The sequence below is a fragment of the Azospirillum sp. CT11-132 genome, assembly GCF_047302835.1.
In the GTDB taxonomy this organism is placed as follows: Bacteria; Pseudomonadota; Alphaproteobacteria; order Azospirillales; family Azospirillaceae; genus Azospirillum.
This window is the reverse complement of sequence record NZ_JBGLZA010000002.1, coordinates 328,003-348,706: the sequence shown is the minus strand read 5'-3', so window position 1 is coordinate 348,706 and position 20,704 is coordinate 328,003. Positions and strand designations below refer to the sequence as shown.

Genomic DNA, 20,704 nt, shown 5'->3' with positions numbered 1-20,704 from the left:
GTTCGTCAGGCGGCGGAGGATTCGCGCAAGGTTGCGGTGGCGGCGATGTCGAGCGCGCCGTCGTCGGTCAGCGCCACACCATAGGCGCTGCGCGCCGCGTCACGGCCGAGATAGCCGAGCCGCACGTCGCGGGCGACGGCCTCCGCATCGCGTCGCTTCGGGTCGCCCCAGCCGCCACCGCCCGGCGTCTCCAGCCGCACGCGCTGGCCGTCGCGGATCTTCACGTCGGTGACCTTGGAGGCGAGCGGCGGCGACTTCTCGCCCTCGTCGCTCTGCCAGGTGAAGCGGTTCAGTGCCGCAGGCGTGCCGCCGGCCACACCGAAGGGCGCGAAGACGCCGCGCTCGCCCAGCAGGAAGACGTCGGCGTCGGTCAGCGCCTCGATCTCGTAGACGGCACCCAGCCCGCCGCGGTGAAGGCCGGCACCGGCGGAATCCGGACGCAGCGCCCATTGCGTGAACATCACCGGATAGGCAGCTTCCAGGATTTCCACCGGCGGGATGGTGGCGGTGGAGATCGGGTTGTTGGCGTGGTTCAGCCCGTCCGTCTCCGGATTGCCGCCCAAGCCGCCGCCGAAGAAGGAGAACATCACCCAGCGCGAGCCGTCCTTGCGGTGGCCGGCCAGCGACAGCGCGTTGATCGTGCCGAAGGGCGCGGCGGTGGCGCGGGCCGGATCGGCAAGCGCCAGCGCGCCGAACACCACGCCGATCACCCGCAGGATCGTCTCGGTATAACCGCCGACCGGCTTCGGCGGCTTCACCGCCAGCAGCGTGCTTTCCGGGATGACGAAGGTGATCGGGTTCAGGCAGCCGGCATTGGCCGGCACGTCGGTGAAGACATGCTTCAGCGCGACATAGCAGCAGGCAACTGCCGTGGAATAGGCGATGTTCAGCGGCCCGGCGCAGGGGGCCGAGGACCGCGAGAAGTCCAGCGTCATCCGGTCGCCGGCGATGGTCAGGTCCAGCGCGATGCGCAGCCGGTCCGCCGTGATGCCGTCGTTGTCGAGATAATCCTCGAAGCTGTAGACACCATCCGGCAGCTTCCCGATGGCGCTGCGCATCAGCGCATCGGCCCGCGCGGTGAAGGCGTCGAAGGCGGTGGCGACCGTCTCTTCGCCATGCTCGTCCAGCAATTCGGTCAGCCGCCGCACGCCCAGATCCAAAGCGTTCAACTGCCCGTTCAGGTCGCCATAGTTCGACACCGGCACGCGGGAATTGGCGGCGAGGATCGCCAGCAGGTCGTGGTTCATCACGCCGGCCTTCACCAACTTCACCGGCGGAATGCGCACGCCCTCCTGGAAGCTGTCGGTGGCGCGGGCGTTGAAGTTGCCCGGCACATTGCCGCCGATATCGAGCCAGTGGCCGACCGACGCCATCCAGCAGAACAGCCGCCCCTGGCGGAAGATCGGCCGTACCAGACGGAAGTCGTTCAGGTGGGTGCCGCCGTCATAGGGGTCGTTGAACAGGAAGATGTCGTCGGCGTGGAGGTCGCCCTCCTTCGCCACCTTGTCGATCACCGCCTTGACCGCAAAGGCCATGGCGCCGACGAAGATCGGCAGGCCGTTGGTGCCCTGCACCAGCGTGGCGCCGGTCTCGGCATGATAGAGGCCGTGGCAGGCGTCGCGCGCCTCGGCGATGATCGGGTTGAAGGCGGAGCGGTAGAGCGTCGCGTCCATCTCGTCGGCGATCTGCTCCAGCCGGCCCTTCAGGACGGCCAGCGTGACGGGATCGATTGCGGTCTTCATGGTCATGCTGCGTCCTCCCGCTTGGCGGGGCCAAAGTCTTTATAAGTCTCGCCGAGCGCCAGCATCTCCGGCGTGCCGATCAGCTCGTTCAGCGCGTTGAAGTCGAACATGCGGTCACGGAAGGGCTGGGTGGTGCCGTGCTGCGCCAGCGAGCCGTAATAGTCCTGCGCCTGCCGAGCGAGCGCTCGCACGATTCCGCCGGGGAAGATCACCAGCCGGTAGCCCAGTTCGCCCAACTCCGACGCGGAGCTGATCGGCGTCTGCCCGCCTTCCACCATGTTGGCCAGCAGCGGGCGGATGCCGCCCAGGTCGGTTGCGATGGCGGACAACTGCTCGCGGCTTTTCGGCGCCTCGACGAACAGCACGTCGGCACCGGCCTCGACATAGAGGCGGGCGCGGTCGAGAGCGGCCGAAACGCCCTCCACCGCCACCGCGTCGGTGCGGGCGATGATGAGGGTGCCTTCACTGGTGCGGGCATCGACCGCAGCCTTGATCTTGCCGGCCATCTCCCCGGCCGGGATCACCGCCTTGTCGGTCAGGTGGCCGCAACGCTTGGGAAAGCTCTGGTCCTCAAGCTGCAACGCGGTGGCGCCGGCCCGTTCGAACATGCGCACGGTGCGCTGGACGTTCAGCGCGTTGCCGTATCCGGTGTCGGCATCGACCACCAGCGGCGTCGCCACCCGGTCGCGCACCAGGGCGATGGTGTCGGCCACCTCGCTGACCGAAACCAGCCCGATGTCGGGCCGTCCGAGCCGGGTGTAGGCGATGGCGGCGCCGGACAGATACAGCGCCTCGAATCCCGCCGCGGTCGCCATTGACGCGGTGAAGGCGTCATAGACGCCGGGGGCCAGCACGACGCGGTCTTCGGACAGCCGCTGTTTGAAGCTGAGGTCGGGCATGGTCATCTCAGACGCTCCCCCCGGCGGCGGCAGGCGCCGACAGAAGCCGGGTCAGGGTTGAAAGATCGGCCGCGCGGTCGATGGTCTCGACGCAGTCGGCAATGGCGGCGGCGTGCTTGGTCCCCCAGACCGGACCGGCGAGTTCGGCGAACTTCGCCCGCACCTCGTCGGGGCTGTAGGGATCCTCGGTGTCGCCCTTGTTGGTCAGCGCCTCCGCCGCGAAGCTGCGGCCGTCGGCGAGCGTCAGGCGGACGCGGGCCGGGCGCAGGCCGGGAAGGCGGGCGGTCAGCGCGGTGTCCTCGCGCACCGTCACCCGGCGGGCGAGATCGCGGGTCGCCGCAGACTGCCGGGCCTCGTCACGGAAGGCGTCGGGCGTCGCCGCACCGTTGGCGAGGAAGGTCGCCAGCGCGAAGGGCAGCGAGAATTTCGCCGCCAGCATGTTCTTTGGCTCAGGCCCATTCAGCTGAGCGGCCCAGACATAGGTGTCGACCTCGATGGCCGCGACCTGCTCCGGGGCGATCCGCCCGCCGGCCTGTGCCACGACGTCGCCCAGCGCATCCAGCGCGCCGTGGGTGTAGCGGCAGGCGGCGTGACGCTTGAAGTAGTTGCGGGCGATTTCCCAGCGCTCGCCCAACTCATCGACCATCAGTTCCGGCCGGAAGTCGCGGGCGATGACGCCGCCGAACACGCTGCCCACGCCGTCGGTTTCTCCGACAAAGCCGCTGGCCGCCAGATCCCAGGCAGTCAGGCCCAACTGGCTCGACACGCCGGCATAGGCGTTGCGCACGGTGCCGCCTTCCAGCATCGTCCGCCGGCTGGTGGCGAGGCCGAGGGTGGAGGCGATGTTGATCGTCTCGATCATCGCCGCCGCATCGGCCCGGTTCAGATGCGCCACCGCCAGCGCCGCCCCCGCCGTGCCCCAGGTGCCGTGCGGATGGGTGGTGACCAGAAGCTTGGCGGCGATGCCAATGCGCGAGCCGATCTCGTAGCCCAGCGCCAGCGCCGTCAACAGGTCGGTGCCAGAGGAGTTCAGCCGCGGCCCGGCAGCCAGCACGGCCGGCAGCACATGGATTCCCGGATGGCCGCGGGCATACTGGTTGCCCTCGTCCAGCTCCAGCATGGTCCCGGCGACGCCGTTCAGGAAGGCGGCCGAACCGGCGGCGAAACCGCGGCCCGAACCGATGGCCGGGCAGTCTCCGGCACCGGCGGTTTCGGCCATGCGCCCCACCAGGGCCCGGCATTCCGGTTCCTGCATGCCGGCGGCGATCACGCCGATGCAATCGAGCAGCACCAGCTTCGCCCGCTCCACCACCGGGGCCGGCAGGTCGGCGAAGGTCAGGCCGGCGGCGAAGGCGCCCCAGCGGTCGAGCCAGGACGGGCGGGCTGCAGCGAGCAGTTCGCTCGCCGGCTTCACGTCAAAGGACAGGCTTGTCATGTCACCGCTCCCAGGCGGACGGCCCGTTAAAGGCCGAGATAGGTGCGTTTCAGTTCGGGGTCGCGCGCGATCTCGTCGGACGGTCCCGACAGCGCGAAGACGCCGTTTTCAAGGATGTAGGCCCGGCGGGCGACCTCCAGCGACTGGACGACGTTCTGCTCCACCAGGAGGATCGCCAGCCCGTCGCCGTTCAGCTTGCGGATCAGCCCGAACATCTCCTCCACCACCAGCGGCGAGAGGCCGAGTGACGGTTCGTCGAGGATCAGCAGGCGCGGTTCCGCCATCATGCCGCGGCCGATCGCCAGCATCTGCTGCTCGCCGCCCGACAGGGTGCCGGCGAACTGGGCCTCGCGCTCCTTCAGGCGGGGGAATGTCGCGAAGATGCGCTCCAGGTTCCGCGCCCGGTTCGGCTTGCCACGGCGGTAGCTGCCGAGTTCCAGATTCTCGCGGATCGACAGGTTGGGGAAGATCTTGCGGCCTTCCGGCACCTGGATCAGTCCCTCCTCGACGATGCGCGCGGCGGACTTACCGTCGATGCGGGTACCGCCGAACCGGATCTCGCCGGTCCAGGGCGGCAGTACGCCCGACAGCACCTTGTTCAGCGTCGTCTTGCCAACGCCGTTGGAGCCCAGCACCGTGACGATCTCGCCGGCATGCACCGCCATGTCGATGCCGCGCAGCACCTCGGTGGCGCCATAGCCGGTCTTCAACCCGCGGATTTCCAGAAGCTGCTCAGCCATGGGCCACCCCCTCCGCCTTCAGACGGGCGGCGGCACCGTGGCCGAGATAGGCCTCGATCACGCGGGTGTCGGCGCAGACGACGGCGGGCGGCCCCTCGGCGATCATGCGGCCCTGGGCCAGCACATAGACGCGCTCGCACAGGTTCATCACCGCCTGCATGACGTGTTCGATCATCAGGATCGTCACCCCTTCGTCGCGGATGCCCCGGATCACCGGGATGATGTCGCGGATCTCCGACGGGTTCAGGCCGGCCAGCACCTCGTCCAGCAGCAGCAGCTTCGGCTCGGTCGCCAGCGCGCGGGCCAGTTCCAGCCGCTTGCGCCCGGCCACCGTTAGTCCGCCCGCCGGCCGGTCCAGCTCGCTCCCCAGACCGACGCGGCGCGCCACGTCGCGCGCCTTGGCGGTGGCGTCGGCGCGTTTGGCATGGCGCAGATAGGCGCCGACCGCGATGTTCTCGCACACCGTCAGCCCGGCGAAGGGCTGGACGATCTGAAAGGTGCGGCCGATGCCGCGCTCCGCCCGGCGGTGCGGCTCCTCCGCCGTGATGTCGGTGCCCTCGAAGCGGATGCGTCCGTCGGTCGGCGCGATGAAGCCGGAAATCATCGAGAACAGCGTGGTCTTGCCGGCCCCGTTCGGACCGATCAGCCCGATGATGCCGCCGGGCTGCAGCGACAGCGTCGCGCAGTCCACCGCCATCAGCCCGCCGAAACGCTTGGAAACGCTCTCAACGGCCAGCATGGGAAACCTCCTTGGGTCCGCGCGCCATCATCCCCCGGCCACGGTCGCGCAGCCGCTCCAGCAGGCCCAGGATGCCGCCGCGGGCAAACGCCACGGCCAGCACCAGCACGCCGCCGAAGACGATCAGGTCGATGCCGGGAATGCGGCCGGCGAACTGCTTGGCGACCTCGCCCAGCCCGTGCAGGGTCAGCGCCCCCACCACCGGGCCGAAGACGGTGCCGACGCCGCCGATGATCGGGGCCAGCAGAAGCTCCACCGAAATCCAGCTGCCATAGGCGATGTTGGCGTCGATGTAGAGGAAGTATTGGGCATAGAGGCAGCCGGACAGCGCCGTCACGCCGCCCGACAGGGCGATGGCGCGCAGCTTCACCTTCAGGGAATCCACACCCAGCGCCTTGGCGGCATCCTCGTTCTCGCGCACCGCCACCAGCTGCGCCCCGAAGCGGGAGCGCTGGATCCAGCGGGTCAGCAGCAGCACCGCGGCGACGAAGGCCAGCACCAGCCAGTAGAATACGGCGCGATCGTCGAATTGCAGGTTGGCGGCGCGGACATCCAGCTTGATGAGCAGCCCCGCCGCACCACCGGTGAAGGACGCGGCGTTGGCGAGGATGCGGAACACCTCGGCGAAGGCCAGCGTCACCAGCGCGAAGTACGAGCCGCGCAGCCCCGAGCGGAAGCTGAGGAAGCCGATGACCCAGCCGACCACACCGCCGGCCGCCGTCGCCAGCACCAGCCCGGCCCAGGCATTGACGCCGTAGCGCAGTTGCAGGATCGCCGTCACATAGGCGCCGGTGCCGAAGAAGGCGGCATGGCCGAAGCTGAACTGGCCGCCGAAGCCGCCGAGGATGTTCCAGCCCTGCGCGCCCAGCGCCACGATCAGCATGAAGACAAGGAAGTTCAGCACCGGGCTGGAGGTCACCACCAGCGGCAGCAGGGCCGCCAGGAGGGTCAGGACGGCGATCGGGATCAGGTCGCGCGCGGTCATGCCTTTGCTCCGAACAGGCCGGTCGGCCGCACCAGAAGCACGGCGATGAAGATCAGGAAGATGCCGAGCTGGCCCAGGCTGTCGCCCAGGAACAGGCCGCACAGGCTCTCCACCACGCCGATGAACAGGCCACCCAGCAGCGCGCCGGGGATGGATCCCATGCCGCCCAGCACCACCACCGTGAAGGCGACCAGCACGAAGGCGCCGCCGATGCGCGGGTTGACGTAGAAGGTCGGCATCAGCAGCCCCGCCGCCACGGCAAGACAGGCGCAACCGAGCCCGAAGGTGACGGCATAGACATGGGGCACGTCGATGCCGACCAGATTGGCGCCCAGCTTCTCCTTGGCGACGGCGCGGATCGCCTTGCCGGTGTCGGTGCGGTTCAGCACCAGCCACAGCAGGCCGGTCACCACCACCGCCACCCCAAGCCCGATCAGGCGCGGATAGCTGAGCAGCAGCGGCCCCAGCGCCACGACCTGGAAGGAATAGTCGGTGTCGAGCGTGCGGGTGTCGGACTGGAACAGCGCCAGCAACACATTCTCCAGCACGATCGACAGGCCCAGCGTGACCAGCAGGATGTTGCCGTCGTCGCCATGGCTGGCCGGCCCGATGACGAAGCGCTGCAGGCCATAGCCGAGCGCGAACATCAGCGGCACCAGCGGCAGGATGGCCAGATAGGGGTCCATCCCCAACACCGCCCAGGCAATCCAGACCGCGAACATCGCGCAGGTCAGCAGCGCGCCATGGGCGAAGTTGATGATGTGGAGCACGCCGTAAATCAGCGTCAGGCCAAGCGCGATCAGGGCATAGACCGCACCGGTCATCAGACCGTTCAGCGCCGCTTCCAGGATGATCTGAGGTGAATACATGGCAGCCCGCGCATGAGGGGAATGGTCCCGTCACTCGTCCGCGATGCACCTGTTTGCGGCGTCCCGGACGGGTGGGGGAATGCGGAGGTGCGACGGCGAAAAACGGATCAGGCCGCCGGGAAATTGGCCTTCGCCTCGGCGAACGCTTCCGGATAGATCACCTTGATGTCCTCACCCTGGATCTGGGTGTTGATCGGGGTGGCGCCCTCGTTCTGGCCGTTGACGAACTTCGTCGGACCATAGGGCATGATGTGGCCGGCGAAGGTGGAGGCGTTCAGCGCCTCGATGATCTTCTTGCGGTCGGCGGAGCCGGCCCGCTCGATGGCGTCGGCCAGCAGCAGCACGTTCGAATAGTTCAGCGAGACGTTGTAAGCGAAGGACTTGCCCTGCCCTTCCACCGCCTTGCGCAGGGCCAGCGCCTTCGGGTTCTTCGGATCGTGCCAGTGGTTGCAGTCGATGACGTTCTGGGCCGCCTGCGGGAATTCCTTGACGAAGCGCCCGTTCGACGCCGCCCCGCCCAGGATCGCATAGACGCCCTTCGGCTTGATGCGCTGCTGCTGCATGGTGCGGGCGAGCAGAACGAACTCGCCATAGTAATTGGACGGAATGACCAGATCGGGGTTCAGCGAGCGGATTCGCAGCGCCACGTTGGACATGTCGCGCGCCGGGGTCGGATGGGCGATGGTCTCCAGCACCTCGAAACCGCGCTTGGGCAACTCGGCCTGCAGCAGCTTGGCGAGGCCGGAGCCGAACAGCCCGTCCTCATGCACCAGCACGACGGTCTTCGCCGGTTTGCCCGCCTTGTCGTTGATGGCGGTCAGGTTGTCGAGCGCCACCTGCGTGACCTTGCCGAAGCCGGGGCTGAAGCGGAAGGTGTTGGTCAGGCCGCGCGACATGATCTGGTCCGACACGCCGACATCGACCAGATAGGGCAGATCGTAGCGCGCCGCCGCCTGCGACGCCGCAAGGCAGATCGGGCTGGCGAAGCCGCCGACGATGGCGCAGACGCCGTCGGCCTGCATACGCTCCACCTCCTGCGTGCCGGCTTCGGGCATGGAGCGGGCATCGCCGAACACCATCTCCAGCTTGGCGCCGCCCAGCGACTTGATGCCGCCGGCCGCATTGATTTCGTTGATCGCCATCTCCGCACCCAGCCGGCCGAGATCGCCATCATGGGCCAGCGCGCCGGTCACCGGCTGGAGGATGCCGACCTTCACCACCGGGGTCTGCGCCCGCAGGATCGACGGCGCGGCCACCGGCACGGTGACGAACGCGGCAGCCGCGGCGCCGGCCTTCAGCACCGTGCGGCGGGAAATCCCGGAGATCGCGGAGTCCTGAACCGAACGTCCCATAACGCTCAACTCCTCTGTTTGATTGCCCGCAGGGTGCGGGTGGGCTTTTCGCCCAATTTGCTTTTGTCGGTTTTGCTTTTGTCAGTCTTGCTCTTGTCGGCCTTCTTGCGCTCGGCCTTCTCGGTGGTGCGCGGCCAGCCAAGCGCCGGGCTCCAGCGCCGTTCGCCGTCGTTGCCGGTGCGCACCAGATCCATGTGGAAGCTGTAGCGGTCGGGCCGGTACAGCGCGTGCAGATGCTCCACGCCACGCCCCGACGGCTCGTAGACGATGCGGGTCAGGGTCAGCAGCGGCGATCCGATCTCCAGATCCAGCGCCGCCGCTGCTTCCGGTCCGGCAAGCGTCGCGTTGATCGCCTGGGTGGCGCGCTCCGTCGTCACGCCCGACCGTTCGATCAGTTCCAGCAGCGGACGCGCCGCCAGTTCCGCCTCCGAATAGGTCAGGCCGATCCATTCCGGCACATGGGTGGTCAGGTAGGAGAACGGCTCCCCGTCGATCAGGCGCACGCGCACCGACCGTTGGACCCGTTCGCCGGGCTTCAGACCCAAGCTTTCGGCGATGGACTCAGGCGGGATGCCGTAACCGAAGGACAGCAGCTTCACATCGGTGCTGCGGCCCATGTCGATCAGGTGCGACAGCACGTTCGACAGATCGGCGACGATGGGACGGACGGCGCGCGTGTCGTGGACGAAGGTGCCGGAGCCGGCCTTGCGCTGCACCAGCCCTTCCTTTTCCAGAAGGTCGAGCGCGCGGCGCACGGTGACCCGCGACACCGCATGTTCGGTCGCCAGCGCCGGCTCGCCCGGCAGCCGCACGCCCGGCGGCAGTTCGCCGGCAACGATGCGGTCGCGCAGCAGCAAATAGATCCTGCGCGCCTTCAGGGGTTCGACCGCCGACTTCACAGCACTCCGCCTCCCCTTCACCGGAAACCGTCGCCTGTCCATTCACCAGACAGGAACCTGTATGATGGATAATACAGCTTCGGTCAACAGCGATGTTGGGGGCACCAACGGTTGCGGCCCGCACCCAAGTCATTCAATCGGGTGCAGGCTGGGTTCGGCTTCGGTGGCCGGCGCAGTCCAACTGGTCAGAATTCGGACTGCGCCGCCGTCACGATTGCCGTCACGATTTGGCGGAGACTTGGCGATCGGCAGGGAAGGCGACGACGGACGCCCCGTCGCCGCCCGGTGCGGGATCGGAGGTGCTGATCCCCCCGGCAACGCCGCGCGTCGCCGCTTCGGGGGTCAGGGTCAGATAGCGCACGCAGCTCACCCGCAGGAAGGAGGCGAGGTTCTGGACGCTGCCATGCACCTCCATGACCTCGTCATAGAGTGTGACGATCAGGCGGTTGGTCGTGATTCCCTGTTCGGCGGCGATGCCGGCCAGGACGTTCCAGAACAGGTTCTCCAGCCGGATGCTGGTCACCATCCCGTGGATGCGGACGGAGCGCGATCGGGCCTCGTACAGGATCGGGTCGGTGTTGACAAAGATTTGGCACATGCGCCGATCCTCCTTCCAACGATGGACCTGTCGCACATCGAATCCAGCTCATCCCCGGCGAACCACGTTTCGCTGGATGCCGTGCTGGCTCATCTTGCGATACAGGGTGCTGCGTGAAATCCCCAGCACCGCCGCGGCATCCGACAGGTTCCCGCCGGTGGCGGCGATCACATCCTCGATCGTCCGCTGTTCGGTGACCGTGAGCGACATGGGGGCGGCTCCAGCCGGTGTCTGGATTGGCATGGCAGGCCCAGCGACCGCCGGATAGGGCGAAGGCCACCCACCGGCCTCCACGCCACCGCAGGCATCACGCAGCTCATCCGGAAGATCACGAACATCGACGGTTCCGCCGGTGGACAGCAGAATCGCGCGTTCGACCACGTTGCGCAGTTCCCGCACATTACCCGGCCAGTCGTGTCCTTGCAGCAGGTCCAACGCCGCGGCGGTGAAACAGACGGGGGCGCGGCCATGCCGCTCCGCCAGCACGCCGTTGAAGTGGGAGATCAGGCGCGGAACGTCGCCATGCCGCTCGCGCAAGGGCGGCACCCGCAGGGCCGTCACGGCAAGCCGGTGGTACAGGTCGCGGCGGAACCGGCCGGCGGCGACCTCGTGGCGCAGGTTCCGGTTGGTCATGGCCAGCAGCCGCACCGACACCCGGCGCGGAACATTGTCGCCGATGCGGTACAGCACCCCCTCCTCCAGCACCCGCAGCAGATAGGGCTGAAGGTCGAGCGGCAGTTCGCCGATCTCGTCCAGGCACAGCGTGCCGCCGTCCGCCAGTTCGAAACGGCCGATCCGCCCCTCCGCCGCCGCGCCGGTGAAGGCGCCGCGCACATAACCGAACAGCTCGCTGCCCAGCATCTCGCGCGACACCGCGCCGCAATTGAACGGCACGAAGGGACCGCCGGCCACCGCGCTGTGGCCGTGGATGGCGCGTGCGAACAACTCCTTGCCGACGCCGGTCTCGCCCTCGATCAGGATCGGGACCGGCAGCGGCGCCAGACGCTCCCCCTGCCCGATCACGGCCCGCAGGCTGTCGCTGGCCCCGACGATGTCGGCGAAGCGGCAGCGGCTGTGGTCGGACTCGTCCGGCACCGCCCGGCGCCCGGCGGAGGGGCGGGACGGCGCCGAACCGGGAATGACCAGCAGCGTTCCGCGCCGCTCGCCGTCCAGCATCAGCGGACGGACCCAATCGGACGGAACCGGCAGCCGGCCGCCGGCGGCGCCGTCCAATCCGACAAGGGGCAGCTTCGTCCCCCGGTTCAGCGGCGGCAGCTCCGATCCGAGGCTCGCCTTCAGCAGATGCGCCGCCTTGCGGCTGGCGAAGAGAAGACGCCCACGCGCATCCAGCGCGATCAACCCCTCCCCGGCGTATTTCTGGCTGTCTTCCAGGCAGGCTTCCAGAAGCCGCACATGCTCCGCCTCCGTCTGGCGGGCGAGGTTCCATTCCACCTGCCGGGCGGCAACCACGGCCAGCGCCAGCGCCTGCCCGCTGAAGCTCTGTTTCAGGCCGGAGATGTCGAGCAGCCCGACGACCGATCCGTCGACCGGGTCGTGGATCGGCGCGCCGGCGCAACTCCACCCCTTGATGCCGGCGCAGTAATGCTCCGCCGACTGGACCAGCACCGGCTGCTTGGAGGCCAGTGCGGTGCCGATGCCGTTGGTGCCGGCGCAGGTTTCGCCCCACTGGCCGCCGCAGGCCAGGCTGATGTCGCGGGCCGCGTTCATCGTCGCGCGGTCGCCGGCGGCCTCCAGCACCACGCCGTTGGCATCGGTGATCAGCATCACCGTCCGCGTTCCGGCCAGCAGGTTCGCCGCCTCCGCCAGGGTCGTGGCGGCGGCCTGCAGGAGATCGCGGTTGTCGCGACGCAGAGCCTCGACAAGGTCGCTGCCGACCACAGGCGCCGCATCCGCCCGCGCATCGACCAGGAAGCTCTGGCAGCGCGCCCAGGATCGGATGACCACGTCGCGGACCGGCAGATTCTCCCGCCGGGACCCGGAAACGAAATCCTCCCACGCCTTCATCGTCGCCGTTTCGCCGTCCACCAGCGCATGGAACGCCGGACCGGACGAAGCAACGGCCAGACGGCCGATACCGACCTGTTCGTTGGCCAACACAGTCCCCTCCCTGCTTCCCGGCGTCTTTCGCGGATTTCCCGTAGCGCCGATTGTCCTTAAACGGGGTGCGGAGACTCGCCCTGAAGTACTCCGCATCCACGATTGTTTGTGTAGGAAATTATAAGCCGGACTTAAGCGGGAGCGGTAGTAGCGGAATACTCTATGGCCTTTTTCCTGTGTTTTTCCCCGAAGGTGGAGGTCAGCCGCCGCGGCAAGGCGGGATCAGCTGCGCCCGTACCGCTCCATCCCGCCGCCACGCGCCGGGCCGGCGGTGGGATCGACGTCGTCGGGGATGTCGGCGACCAGGGTGTGGGTGGTCAGGATCAGCTTGGCGACCGACACCGCGTTCAGCAATGCCAGCGTGGTGACCTTGACCGGATCGATGATCCCGGCGGCGAACAGGTCGCCGAAGCGGCCGGTGCGGGCGTCGAAGCCGGAGCCGTCGGGAAGCTCGGCAATCCGGGCGGCGACGCCGGCTCCGTCCAGTCCGCCATTCTCGGCGATGCAGATCACGGGCTGCAGCATCGCCCGCTGCACCAGCTTCACCCCGGCGCGCTCGCCCTCGCCCACATCCCCGGCCAACCGGTCGAGCAGCGGGGCGGCGCGAGCGAGCGCGGTGCCGCCGCCCGGCACCACCCCTTCCGCCAAAGCCGCGCGGGCGGCGGCGAGCGAATCCTCCAGAAGCTGGGCGGTGCGCTTCTGCTCCACCGGCGTGGCGCCGCCGACCTCGATCAGGGCGGTGCCGTGCGTCAGCTTCGCCAGCCGCTGGGACAGCTTGTCCCGCTCGATGTTGGGCGGCGCTTCCTCCCATTGGCGCTGCACCAGGGCACGGCGGGCGGCCAGCGCGTCCGGATCGCCATGGCCGCGCAGGAGGGTGGTGCGGCCGGCCGACACCTCGATGCGGTCGGCGCCCCCCAGATCCTCCACCGTCACGCTGTCGAGGCGTCCGCCGAGGTCGCGGGCGATCACGCGCCCGCCGGTCAGGATCGCGATGTCCTCCATCATCGCCTGACGCCAATGTCCGAATTCCGGCGGGTTGATCGCCACCACCGTGGCGCGTCCGTCGCGGCGCAGCGCCATCAGCGCCGCCACCACCTCCGGCGCCACGCTGTCGGCGACGACCAGCAGGGGACGCTTGTCGACGATGCGGTCGATCAGGCGCAGGAGCGGTTCCGGATCGGCGATCTTGTGGTCGGTCATCAAGATGCGGGGCCGTTCCAGCACCGCGGTCTGGCCGGTCGGCTCCGTCGCCATGTGATGGGACAGGAAGCCGCGGTCGAGCACCATGCCCTCCAGCACATGCAGCGCCGTCGGCGCCCCCGGCTGGCCGTATTCGATGTCGATCACACCCTCCGTCCCCACCCGGCGCAACGCATCCGCCACCAGCCGGCCCAGCGCCGGATCGGTCGCCGCGACGGTCGCCACCTGCTCCAGCTGCGCATCGCGCTCCAGCGGCCGGGCCATGCCGCGGAGGTGATCGACGACGAAGCCGCAGGCGCGCTCCATCCCATCCACCAGTTCGACCGAGCCATGGCCATCGGCGAGCACGGCGACGCCGTCCTGGATCAGCGCGTCGGCCAACACGGTTGCGGTGGTGGTGCCGTCGCCGGCCACGTCGTTGGTCTGCTTCGACACCTCGCGCACCACCTGGGCGCCCATATTCTCGAAGCGGCAGGGCAGCTCGATCTCGGCGGCGATGCTGACGCCGTCGCGGGAGATCATCGGCGTACCGATGGGGCGGTCGATGATCGCGTTCGTCCCCTTCGGCCCCAGCGTGCCGCGCACCGCCAACGCCAGCTTGCCCACCCCACGGGCAAGCGCAGCCCGCGCCTCGGCACGGTGCAGCATCATCTTCGGCATGGTCTGGTCCCCTCCCATTGTTGATTTTGCGGATTTGAAAAGATCCCCTCTCCCCGGGGGGAGAGGGAGATTTCACGCATCACTCGTAGGCCAGCGCGTCATCCATGTTGCCGAAGAGGACGACAGTGTCCTCGTCGATCATGACCATGCGGCCATAGTGGGTGGAGGTGGAGATCTCGAAGATGTGCGGAGTCATCTCGCGGCCGAGAGCCTCGCCGATCTCGCTCATCCTGAACTCGATCTTGCCCTCGCCGTCGATGCGGATCATCGCCGGCAGATAGGTGACGGTGATGCCCGGCTTGCTCTCCATCACCTCGGCGATGCAGCGCGCCTCGACGCTGTCGTTCATCGTCACGCCGCACTGGTGGGAGATGGTGCCGTCCTGGGTGATGTCCTTCAGCGGCTTGAAAAGCTGCTGCACGGTGGTGACGCTCATGGTTTTCGTCCTCTTGTGGCGGAGATGCGGGAAGGATCACTCGGCCGCGGCGTCGGTGACCGGAGCGGTAACGGCAGCCTCGGCGGCCGGCTGCCCGACCTCGACCGGCGGCAGGGCCGGCAGGTCGGCGTCGATGCCGATCTCGCGCCCGATGGCGGCGACGCGGTTGCGCGCCCGCTCGAAGGCGTCCGTGAAGCTCGCGGCCTTGACCCGCGGCAGCGACCACAGCGGCTGCAACTGCAACGCCGCCTTCACCGCCAGCCCGCCGTGGTGGGTGAACCAGCTCTGCAGCATGGTCCGGTTGTCCTCGCCATGCGCCGGGTCGCGCAGCAGCAGGGCGAACAGCTCCACCGCATTGGCGAGGTTCCGTTCATAGTCGGCCTCCGCCGCCGAGATCACCGACGGGGTGGAGAAGTCGTTCTGCGCCGCGGCGACCTGCATGACGAAGCCGCTGCGGAACAGCTCGCCCACCAGCGGCTCGAAGACGAGGTTGACGGCGAAATACTGCTCCAGGAAATCGGTGGCGGCGCGGATATGCTCCACTGCCTCGCGGCAGGGCTGCCAGATCGGGTCGTCCAGCCAGTGCGCCTTGCCGGCGTCGAGATCGAACCCGCCGATGTCGCTGCCGACCTCGGCCAGATAGAGCGTCAGATCCTGGGCGAAGCGCAGCTTGTAGGAGGCGTTGGTCAGGATGGCGTTGTTGACCATCTGGGTGTAGCCGTAGCGCTGCGCCCGCATCAGCGCGGTGCCCAGCCCATATTCGGCATGCTTGAAGGCGCCGACATGGTTCTGCAGCACGGCGACCCAGGCCTTGTCGAAGCGCTGGGGCGCACCGGCGCGGCGTGCGTTCTCCACCACGTTCTGGATCATGCCGACGATGGTCGACTGGCGCTGGTAATGGGTGCGTTCCCATTCCTGATCGGGCGCGCGGAAGCCGTGCCAATCCGTGCATTTCAGCGCGGTCCAGTCCTTGGAATAGGTGGGCGTGCCGTCGCCGAAGGAGATGATCCAGTTCTGGAGCAGATAGCGCTCCGGATCGGGTTGGACGTCGACCGTCACGTCCTCGTAATGGGTCGCCTTGCGGCCCTTCGGTTCGAAGTAGTTGTAGCGGCGGCTGTCGGAGCCCGGAAAGGCCTTGGCCCCGGCGGCGGCGGATGTGGTTTCCTGCATGGTCATCGTCTTTCCTCCCGTATTTGCAAAATCCCGGCTCAGCGGGTGGCGGGGGTGAATTTGTCGAAATAGACGCGCGCGGAATCGACGCCGGCCATTTGCAGGACCGGCAGCACCGCGTCGATCATCGGCGGCGGCCCGCAGGAGAAGACGTCGGCCTCCTCCACCTCCGCCATGTCGGACAGGTGCCGGCGCAGCACCTCGTGGATGAAGCCGGTCTCGCCGGTCCAACCGTCGCCCTCCTCGGCATGCGACAGGGCGGGAATGAAGGCGAAGTCCGGCAGGTTGCGGGCGAATTCCTCGAACTGGTCGAGGTGGAACAGGTCCCGGCGGCTGCGGGCGCCGTAGAAGAAGCGAACCGGCCGCGTCTCGCCGCTGGCCGCCTGATCGCGCAGGATCGACAGCAGCGGCGCCATGCCCGACCCGCCGCCGACCAGGATCATCGGCCCGTCCCGCCCCTCGCGGCGGAAGCAGGTGCCGTAGGGGCCGCGGACGGTCACCCGGTCGCCGACCGACAGGCCGCCGTCCAGCTGGCGGGAAAAGGCGCCGTCCGGGTATTTCTTGATGATGAACTCCAACCGGCTGCCGTCCGCCGGCGGGTTGCCCATCGAGAAGGAGCGGGTGAGGCCGATGCCGGGCAGCGTGATGTCGACATATTGCCCGGCCCAGAACTTCATCGGCTGGTCCAGCTCCAGCGCGATGGCGACGATGTCGTGGGTCAGCGGCTCCACCGCCGCCAACCGCGCGTTGAAGTCCTTCACCGGGATGGAGCGGGACAGCAGATCCTCGTCATAGTTCAGCAGTTCCACCGCCACGTCGCTGTAGGCCAGCGAACGGCAAAGCAGGATGTGGTTGCTGTCACGCTCCGGATCGGAGAGCGCGAAGGTGGAGTATTTCAGCATCTCCACGTCGCCGTCGATCAGCAGGCATTTGCAGGCGGAGCATTGCCCCTCCTTGCAGCCATGCATCAGCGAGACGCCCTGGCGGAAGGCCGCGTCGAGGATGGTTTCCCCCTCCGCAACCTCCATTTCGATGCCGACCGGCTCCAGCCGCACCGTGTGGACGGCCGGACTGTTGTGCAGCGCTTGTGCGGTCATGGTCTGTCGATCTCCGCGGTGATGTCCGCCTGTGATGTCCGCATGGGCTCCCGTTCCCCCTCTCCAGCCGGAAAGGGGGCCGGAAAAGGGGGCGGGCCCGAGTGAATAGGCGGGGGATCAGACCCGGCGGATCTTGAAGCCCTTGCGGTATTCCTCGACATGCGCCTGACGCTGTTGCGGCGTCATTTCGCGCAGAGCCAGCAGCGGACTGCGGATGGTGTGGCCGCGCACATGGTCCAGCGTCCACATGTCCTTCTCCTCGAAGGACAGGTGCGGCTGGGCGACCAGCGTCTTCCCGTCGGGACGGACGAATCCCATGTCCTGGATGGCGTCGGCGAGGTCCCAGCCGTCATAGACCTCCTCCCACTGGCGCCGGCCGGAGAAGCGGCCCATCGCCGGGGTCGGACGGCCCTGGTATTCGGCGGCGAAGGCCTCCTTGTGGGTCCAGCGGTCGACTTCGGAGGCGTAGGTGTAAAGCTCGCCGTCCACCTCATCGACCTGGAAATCCTCGCGGATGACGCAGGGCACCAGGCTCGACCAGCAGCGGTGCGGATAGACGTAGCCGGTGTCGGCGAAGGTGATCGGCACGCTGCCGGGCTTGCTGAGCTTGGCGTAATTCTCCCACCAGACACCGAACTCGTCGTACCAGCCCGGATACTTGCTTTCGAACCATTCGAAGTCGCGTTCGGTCATCGCCTCGATGCGCCAGAAATTGGCCCACCAGCCGGCGGAGAAGAACTGCGCAATCTTGTGGACGTAATTCTTCTTGACGATGCTGTCGAAGGCTTCGTGAACGTCGTCATGGTGGATCTTGATGCCGTACTTCTCCAGCGGCAGCATGTAGGTGCGGTAATAATCCTCGAAGATCCAGCGGTGCCACAGCTCGGCGTAGGATTCCTTGTTCTTGTCGCGGTGCTTGGTGCCGTATTCGATGATCGTGCCGATGGCGGCATCGACGATCATGTGGTTCTGCCAGAAGGAATAGCGGATGTCGCGTTCCAGCAGCATGTGGTTGTCCGGCTCCTTCAGCACCGACATCAGCATGGAATGGCCGTTGCCGATGTGGCGGGATTCGTCGCTCTGGACCGACAGGAAGACGGTGGGCAGGGCATAGTCGCCGTTGCGCGCCGCTTCCGACGGCATGGCGACGAACAGCGTGTTGGTGAAGGCGGTCTCCGCCACGACCTGCAGGTAGATGTTCGACGCGGTGATGGCGTCGCCGGTCAGGAAGGCCTCACCGAACTGCCGGCCGATGGTGGTGGCATAGCATTTGCCGAACGCCTTCTCGGTGATGTCGAACCCGGCCGGGTCGATGTAGTTCTCCATGTACCATTTCTTGAGGTTCATCTGGATCGTCGAGTGCCGGAACTCGTCGATCATCTGCATGGTGAAGCCGGTGCGCAGGTCGTCGCCGGGCGCCAGCTGGCCCAGGGTCGCCATCGACCGCGCCGCCGAGATCTCGGGGAAGGGGATGATCGCCAGGAACAGCTTCATCCATTCGATCCAGCGCGGCTCGACATTGCGGAACATGTCGCCGCGCAGCGCCGCGTCCAGCGCGCCATAGACGCGATTGTCCTTTTCCTCCTGCATCGGAAAGTAGGAGCGCAGGACCTGCTTCATCGGGTCGCGCGGCGCCTTGGAGATCTTGTAGTCGGTCGGGAAGCTCATCGCCTCCTTGACGTAGGACGGCGTCCAGCCGAGATCGGCGACCCGGCGCGCAGCCTCGGTGATGCCGATGCCTTTCTGGCTGGTGATCTTGTTCAGCGTCAATCCATCCGGCATGTCGTCTCTCCCCATGATTTTGATGATGGTGTTCCGATGGTCGGGGCCTGAAGGATCGGGTCGGCCGCAGATGCCGGGCGAAGGGACCTCGGCAGTCTGAAGGGCGAAGTCGGCCGGACCGGCCTTTGTCGGCAGCGCGGCGGCAACAGTCCGCCGGTTTCAGGCCGCTTACGGCCGCCGAACCAGGGCAGCCGCATCGCCGACCTCATAAAGCAACCGGCGTGCCAAAAGCCCAAGCCGCCAGGGATCGCCGATTTTAAAGAAGGTTTGCATAACGCACTGTCTCATACCGGGACAATCTGTCGCGCCGCGATGTCCCAAAATGAAACAGTTGGGACGGTCGGCACCGGCCAGACCGGCTAAAACCGGCTTACAAGCTTGTCGAAAGCTGTTTCCCGCGGCGTGGCATGCCCCTTGCTCTACCCCATCGACGGCGCCGCTCCGGCTGGTCCGAAGTGTCGGCGCCCCGCTTCGGGAGGATTTTCAAACAATGAGGCATGCGATGCACGCGAGGATGTCGCCGCACCGCTGGGTGATGTTGCTGCTCCTTCTTTCCATTCCCTTCTCGCCCTTCACGCCGAAATCGGCGGCGGCGGATGGCGAGGTGCTGTTCCGGCAGCAATGCGGAACCTGCCATTCGGTGAAGAAGGACGATGGGCCGCGCGCCGGACCGCCGCTCTACGGCGTCATCGGCCGCAAGGCCGGCACGGCCGACGGCTTCGAATATTCGGATGCGCTGCGCGGTGCCGGCTTCGCCTGGGACGCCGGCCATCTGGAACGCTGGCTGGCGAACTCCAACCAGTTCGTTCCCGGCAGCTACATGAACTACCGCCAGGACGACGACGCCATCCGCAAGAGCATCGTCCAGTTCCTGGAAGCCAAGACCAAAGGCTAGCGCTGCCCCACCACGATTCCGCAGGAAACATCATGGCCAAGATCATCCACATGATGGTGCGCGTCCTCGACGAACAGCGGTCGCTGGACTTCTACGCCAAGGCCTTCGGGCTGGAACCGGCCGAGCGGCTGGGGTTCGACGGCTTCACGCTGATCTACCTGCGCAACGCCGAAAACGACATGGAACTGGAACTGACGGTCAACCACGACCGCACCACGCCCTACACCCACGGCGACGGCTATGGCCACATGGCGGTGGCGGTGGACGATCTGGACGGCGAACACGCCCGCATGTCCGCGCTGGGTTTCCCGGTGACGCCGGTGAAGGAATTCGCCCCCGGCGGCACCCTGCTGGCCCGCTTTTTCTTCATCACCGATCCGGACGGCTACAAGACCGAGGTCCTGCAACGCCACGGCCGCTACCGCTGAGTCTTGACAGCAAAAACAATCCACTTGGGAAGGAGACGTCGATCATGCGCGTTCTCGACAAACGGACACGGCTCAACCGGCGCAATTTTCTGAAGACCTCCGCCGCGTCGATGGCGGCGGCCGGCGCGGTTTCCGGCGGCATGGTGTCGATCACCGCGACCCCGGCCTGGGCCGAGGCGCTGACCGCCATCAAGCCGGACGCCGCCAAGACCCTGCTGGTGATGGTGCGCGACCTCTATCCGCACGACCGGCTGAGCGACGCCTATTACGAGACGGCGCTGGCCTCGATGGACCAGGCGGCGGCCAAGGACGCCACGCTGGCAGGCCAGCTCAACGAAGGCGCGGTTGCCCTCGACGCCGCCGCGCGCAAGCTGCACGGCACGCCCTACGCCGCCATCAAGGCGGAGGCGGATCGCGTCGCCGTGCTGAAATCCATCGAGACCACACCGTTCTTCGCCAAGGTCCGCGGCGACATGGTGGTCGCTCTCTACAACCAGCCGGAGGTATGGGCGAAGCTCGGCTACGAAGGGGCGTCGGCCGAATATGGCGGCTACATCCACCGCGGCTTCGACGACATCGACTGGATCAAGGACGCCTGACGGCACCACCGACTGGCCTGAATGAACGCCCACTGAATGCCCGAAAAATGGGGAGGACCGA

The 20,704-nt window shown here is 67.4% G+C and carries 19 protein-coding genes; 3 read left to right on the top strand and 16 right to left on the bottom strand.

Annotated elements, in window-relative coordinates; translation table 11 throughout:
- Positions 1–5: 5 nt before the first annotated feature.
- The 16 genes from ACCD06_RS03480 to ACCD06_RS03405 form a co-directional block, all read right to left on the bottom strand.
- The gene (locus tag ACCD06_RS03480) at positions 6–1,748 is read right to left on the bottom strand and encodes a hydantoinase B/oxoprolinase family protein (RefSeq protein ID WP_413338814.1); all 1,743 of its coding nucleotides are present in this window, start codon (positions 1,746–1,748) and stop codon (positions 6–8) included.
- Positions 1,745–2,647: an isocitrate lyase/PEP mutase family protein gene (locus ACCD06_RS03475; RefSeq protein ID WP_413338812.1), complete on the bottom strand. Its 903-nt coding sequence runs from the start codon at positions 2,645–2,647 to the stop codon at positions 1,745–1,747. The genes ACCD06_RS03480 and ACCD06_RS03475 overlap by 4 nt, the downstream gene beginning before the upstream one ends.
- A gap of 1 nt (position 2,648) precedes the next feature.
- Positions 2,649–4,076 (bottom strand): MmgE/PrpD family protein, encoded by a 1,428-nt coding sequence (locus tag ACCD06_RS03470; protein WP_413338810.1) that lies wholly within the window; start codon positions 4,074–4,076, stop codon positions 2,649–2,651.
- 26 nt (positions 4,077–4,102) lie between these two features.
- Positions 4,103–4,816, bottom strand: coding sequence for an ABC transporter ATP-binding protein (locus ACCD06_RS03465; protein ID WP_109151621.1), 714 nt, complete (start codon positions 4,814–4,816; stop codon positions 4,103–4,105).
- Positions 4,809–5,555, bottom strand: coding sequence for an ABC transporter ATP-binding protein (locus ACCD06_RS03460; protein ID WP_413338808.1), 747 nt, complete (start codon positions 5,553–5,555; stop codon positions 4,809–4,811). Before ACCD06_RS03460 ends, ACCD06_RS03465 begins: the two co-directional genes overlap by 8 nt.
- The gene (locus ACCD06_RS03455; protein ID WP_109074163.1) at positions 5,542–6,540 is read right to left on the bottom strand and encodes a branched-chain amino acid ABC transporter permease; all 999 of its coding nucleotides are present in this window, start codon (positions 6,538–6,540) and stop codon (positions 5,542–5,544) included. Before ACCD06_RS03455 ends, ACCD06_RS03460 begins: the two co-directional genes overlap by 14 nt.
- Positions 6,537–7,409, bottom strand: a complete 873-nt coding sequence (locus tag ACCD06_RS03450) for a branched-chain amino acid ABC transporter permease (RefSeq protein ID WP_109074162.1) — start codon at positions 7,407–7,409, stop codon at positions 6,537–6,539. The genes ACCD06_RS03455 and ACCD06_RS03450 overlap by 4 nt, the downstream gene beginning before the upstream one ends.
- A 107-nt stretch (positions 7,410–7,516) precedes the next feature.
- Positions 7,517–8,761, bottom strand: coding sequence for an ABC transporter substrate-binding protein (locus ACCD06_RS03445; protein ID WP_109074161.1), 1,245 nt, complete (start codon positions 8,759–8,761; stop codon positions 7,517–7,519).
- A 5-nt stretch (positions 8,762–8,766) separates the two neighbouring features.
- Positions 8,767–9,660, bottom strand: coding sequence for a GntR family transcriptional regulator (locus tag ACCD06_RS03440; protein ID WP_109074160.1), 894 nt, complete (start codon positions 9,658–9,660; stop codon positions 8,767–8,769).
- A 220-nt stretch (positions 9,661–9,880) separates the two neighbouring features.
- Positions 9,881–10,258 (bottom strand): ribbon-helix-helix domain-containing protein, encoded by a 378-nt coding sequence (locus ACCD06_RS03435; protein ID WP_413338805.1) that lies wholly within the window; start codon positions 10,256–10,258, stop codon positions 9,881–9,883.
- Between the two features lie 48 nt (positions 10,259–10,306).
- Positions 10,307–12,376, bottom strand: a complete 2,070-nt coding sequence (locus ACCD06_RS03430; protein ID WP_413338803.1) for a sigma-54-dependent Fis family transcriptional regulator — start codon at positions 12,374–12,376, stop codon at positions 10,307–10,309.
- Between the two features lie 222 nt (positions 12,377–12,598).
- Positions 12,599–14,236 carry a molecular chaperone GroEL gene (locus ACCD06_RS03425; protein WP_413338801.1) on the bottom strand — a complete coding sequence of 546 codons (1,638 nt, stop codon included), beginning with the start codon at positions 14,234–14,236 and terminating at the stop codon, positions 12,599–12,601.
- Positions 14,237–14,315: 79 nt separating this feature from the next.
- On the bottom strand, positions 14,316–14,672 hold the full coding sequence (locus ACCD06_RS03420; protein WP_012977409.1) for an MmoB/DmpM family protein: 357 nt from the start codon (positions 14,670–14,672) through the stop codon (positions 14,316–14,318).
- A gap of 36 nt (positions 14,673–14,708) precedes the next feature.
- A complete protein-coding gene (locus tag ACCD06_RS03415) occupies positions 14,709–15,848 on the bottom strand; it encodes an aromatic/alkene monooxygenase hydroxylase subunit beta (protein ID WP_413338799.1) in 1,140 nt (379 codons plus the stop codon).
- Between the two features lie 32 nt (positions 15,849–15,880).
- A complete protein-coding gene (locus tag ACCD06_RS03410; protein ID WP_413338797.1) occupies positions 15,881–16,939 on the bottom strand; it encodes an NADH:ubiquinone reductase (Na(+)-transporting) subunit F in 1,059 nt (352 codons plus the stop codon).
- A 117-nt stretch (positions 16,940–17,056) separates the two neighbouring features.
- Positions 17,057–18,721: an aromatic/alkene/methane monooxygenase hydroxylase/oxygenase subunit alpha gene (locus ACCD06_RS03405; protein ID WP_413338795.1), complete on the bottom strand. Its 1,665-nt coding sequence runs from the start codon at positions 18,719–18,721 to the stop codon at positions 17,057–17,059.
- A gap of 502 nt (positions 18,722–19,223) precedes the next feature.
- Between ACCD06_RS03405 and ACCD06_RS03400 the strand changes: the two genes are divergently transcribed.
- From ACCD06_RS03400 to ACCD06_RS03390, 3 genes are read left to right on the top strand one after another with little or no spacing between them, the layout of a single operon-like run.
- The gene (locus ACCD06_RS03400) at positions 19,224–19,616 is read left to right on the top strand and encodes a c-type cytochrome (protein ID WP_136703325.1); all 393 of its coding nucleotides are present in this window, start codon (positions 19,224–19,226) and stop codon (positions 19,614–19,616) included.
- A 32-nt stretch (positions 19,617–19,648) separates the two neighbouring features.
- Positions 19,649–20,044 carry a VOC family protein gene (locus tag ACCD06_RS03395; RefSeq protein ID WP_413338793.1) on the top strand — a complete coding sequence of 132 codons (396 nt, stop codon included), beginning with the start codon at positions 19,649–19,651 and terminating at the stop codon, positions 20,042–20,044.
- A gap of 44 nt (positions 20,045–20,088) precedes the next feature.
- Positions 20,089–20,643, top strand: coding sequence for a twin-arginine translocation signal domain-containing protein (locus ACCD06_RS03390; protein ID WP_413338791.1), 555 nt, complete (start codon positions 20,089–20,091; stop codon positions 20,641–20,643).
- The last annotated feature ends 61 nt before the right edge of the window (positions 20,644–20,704 follow it).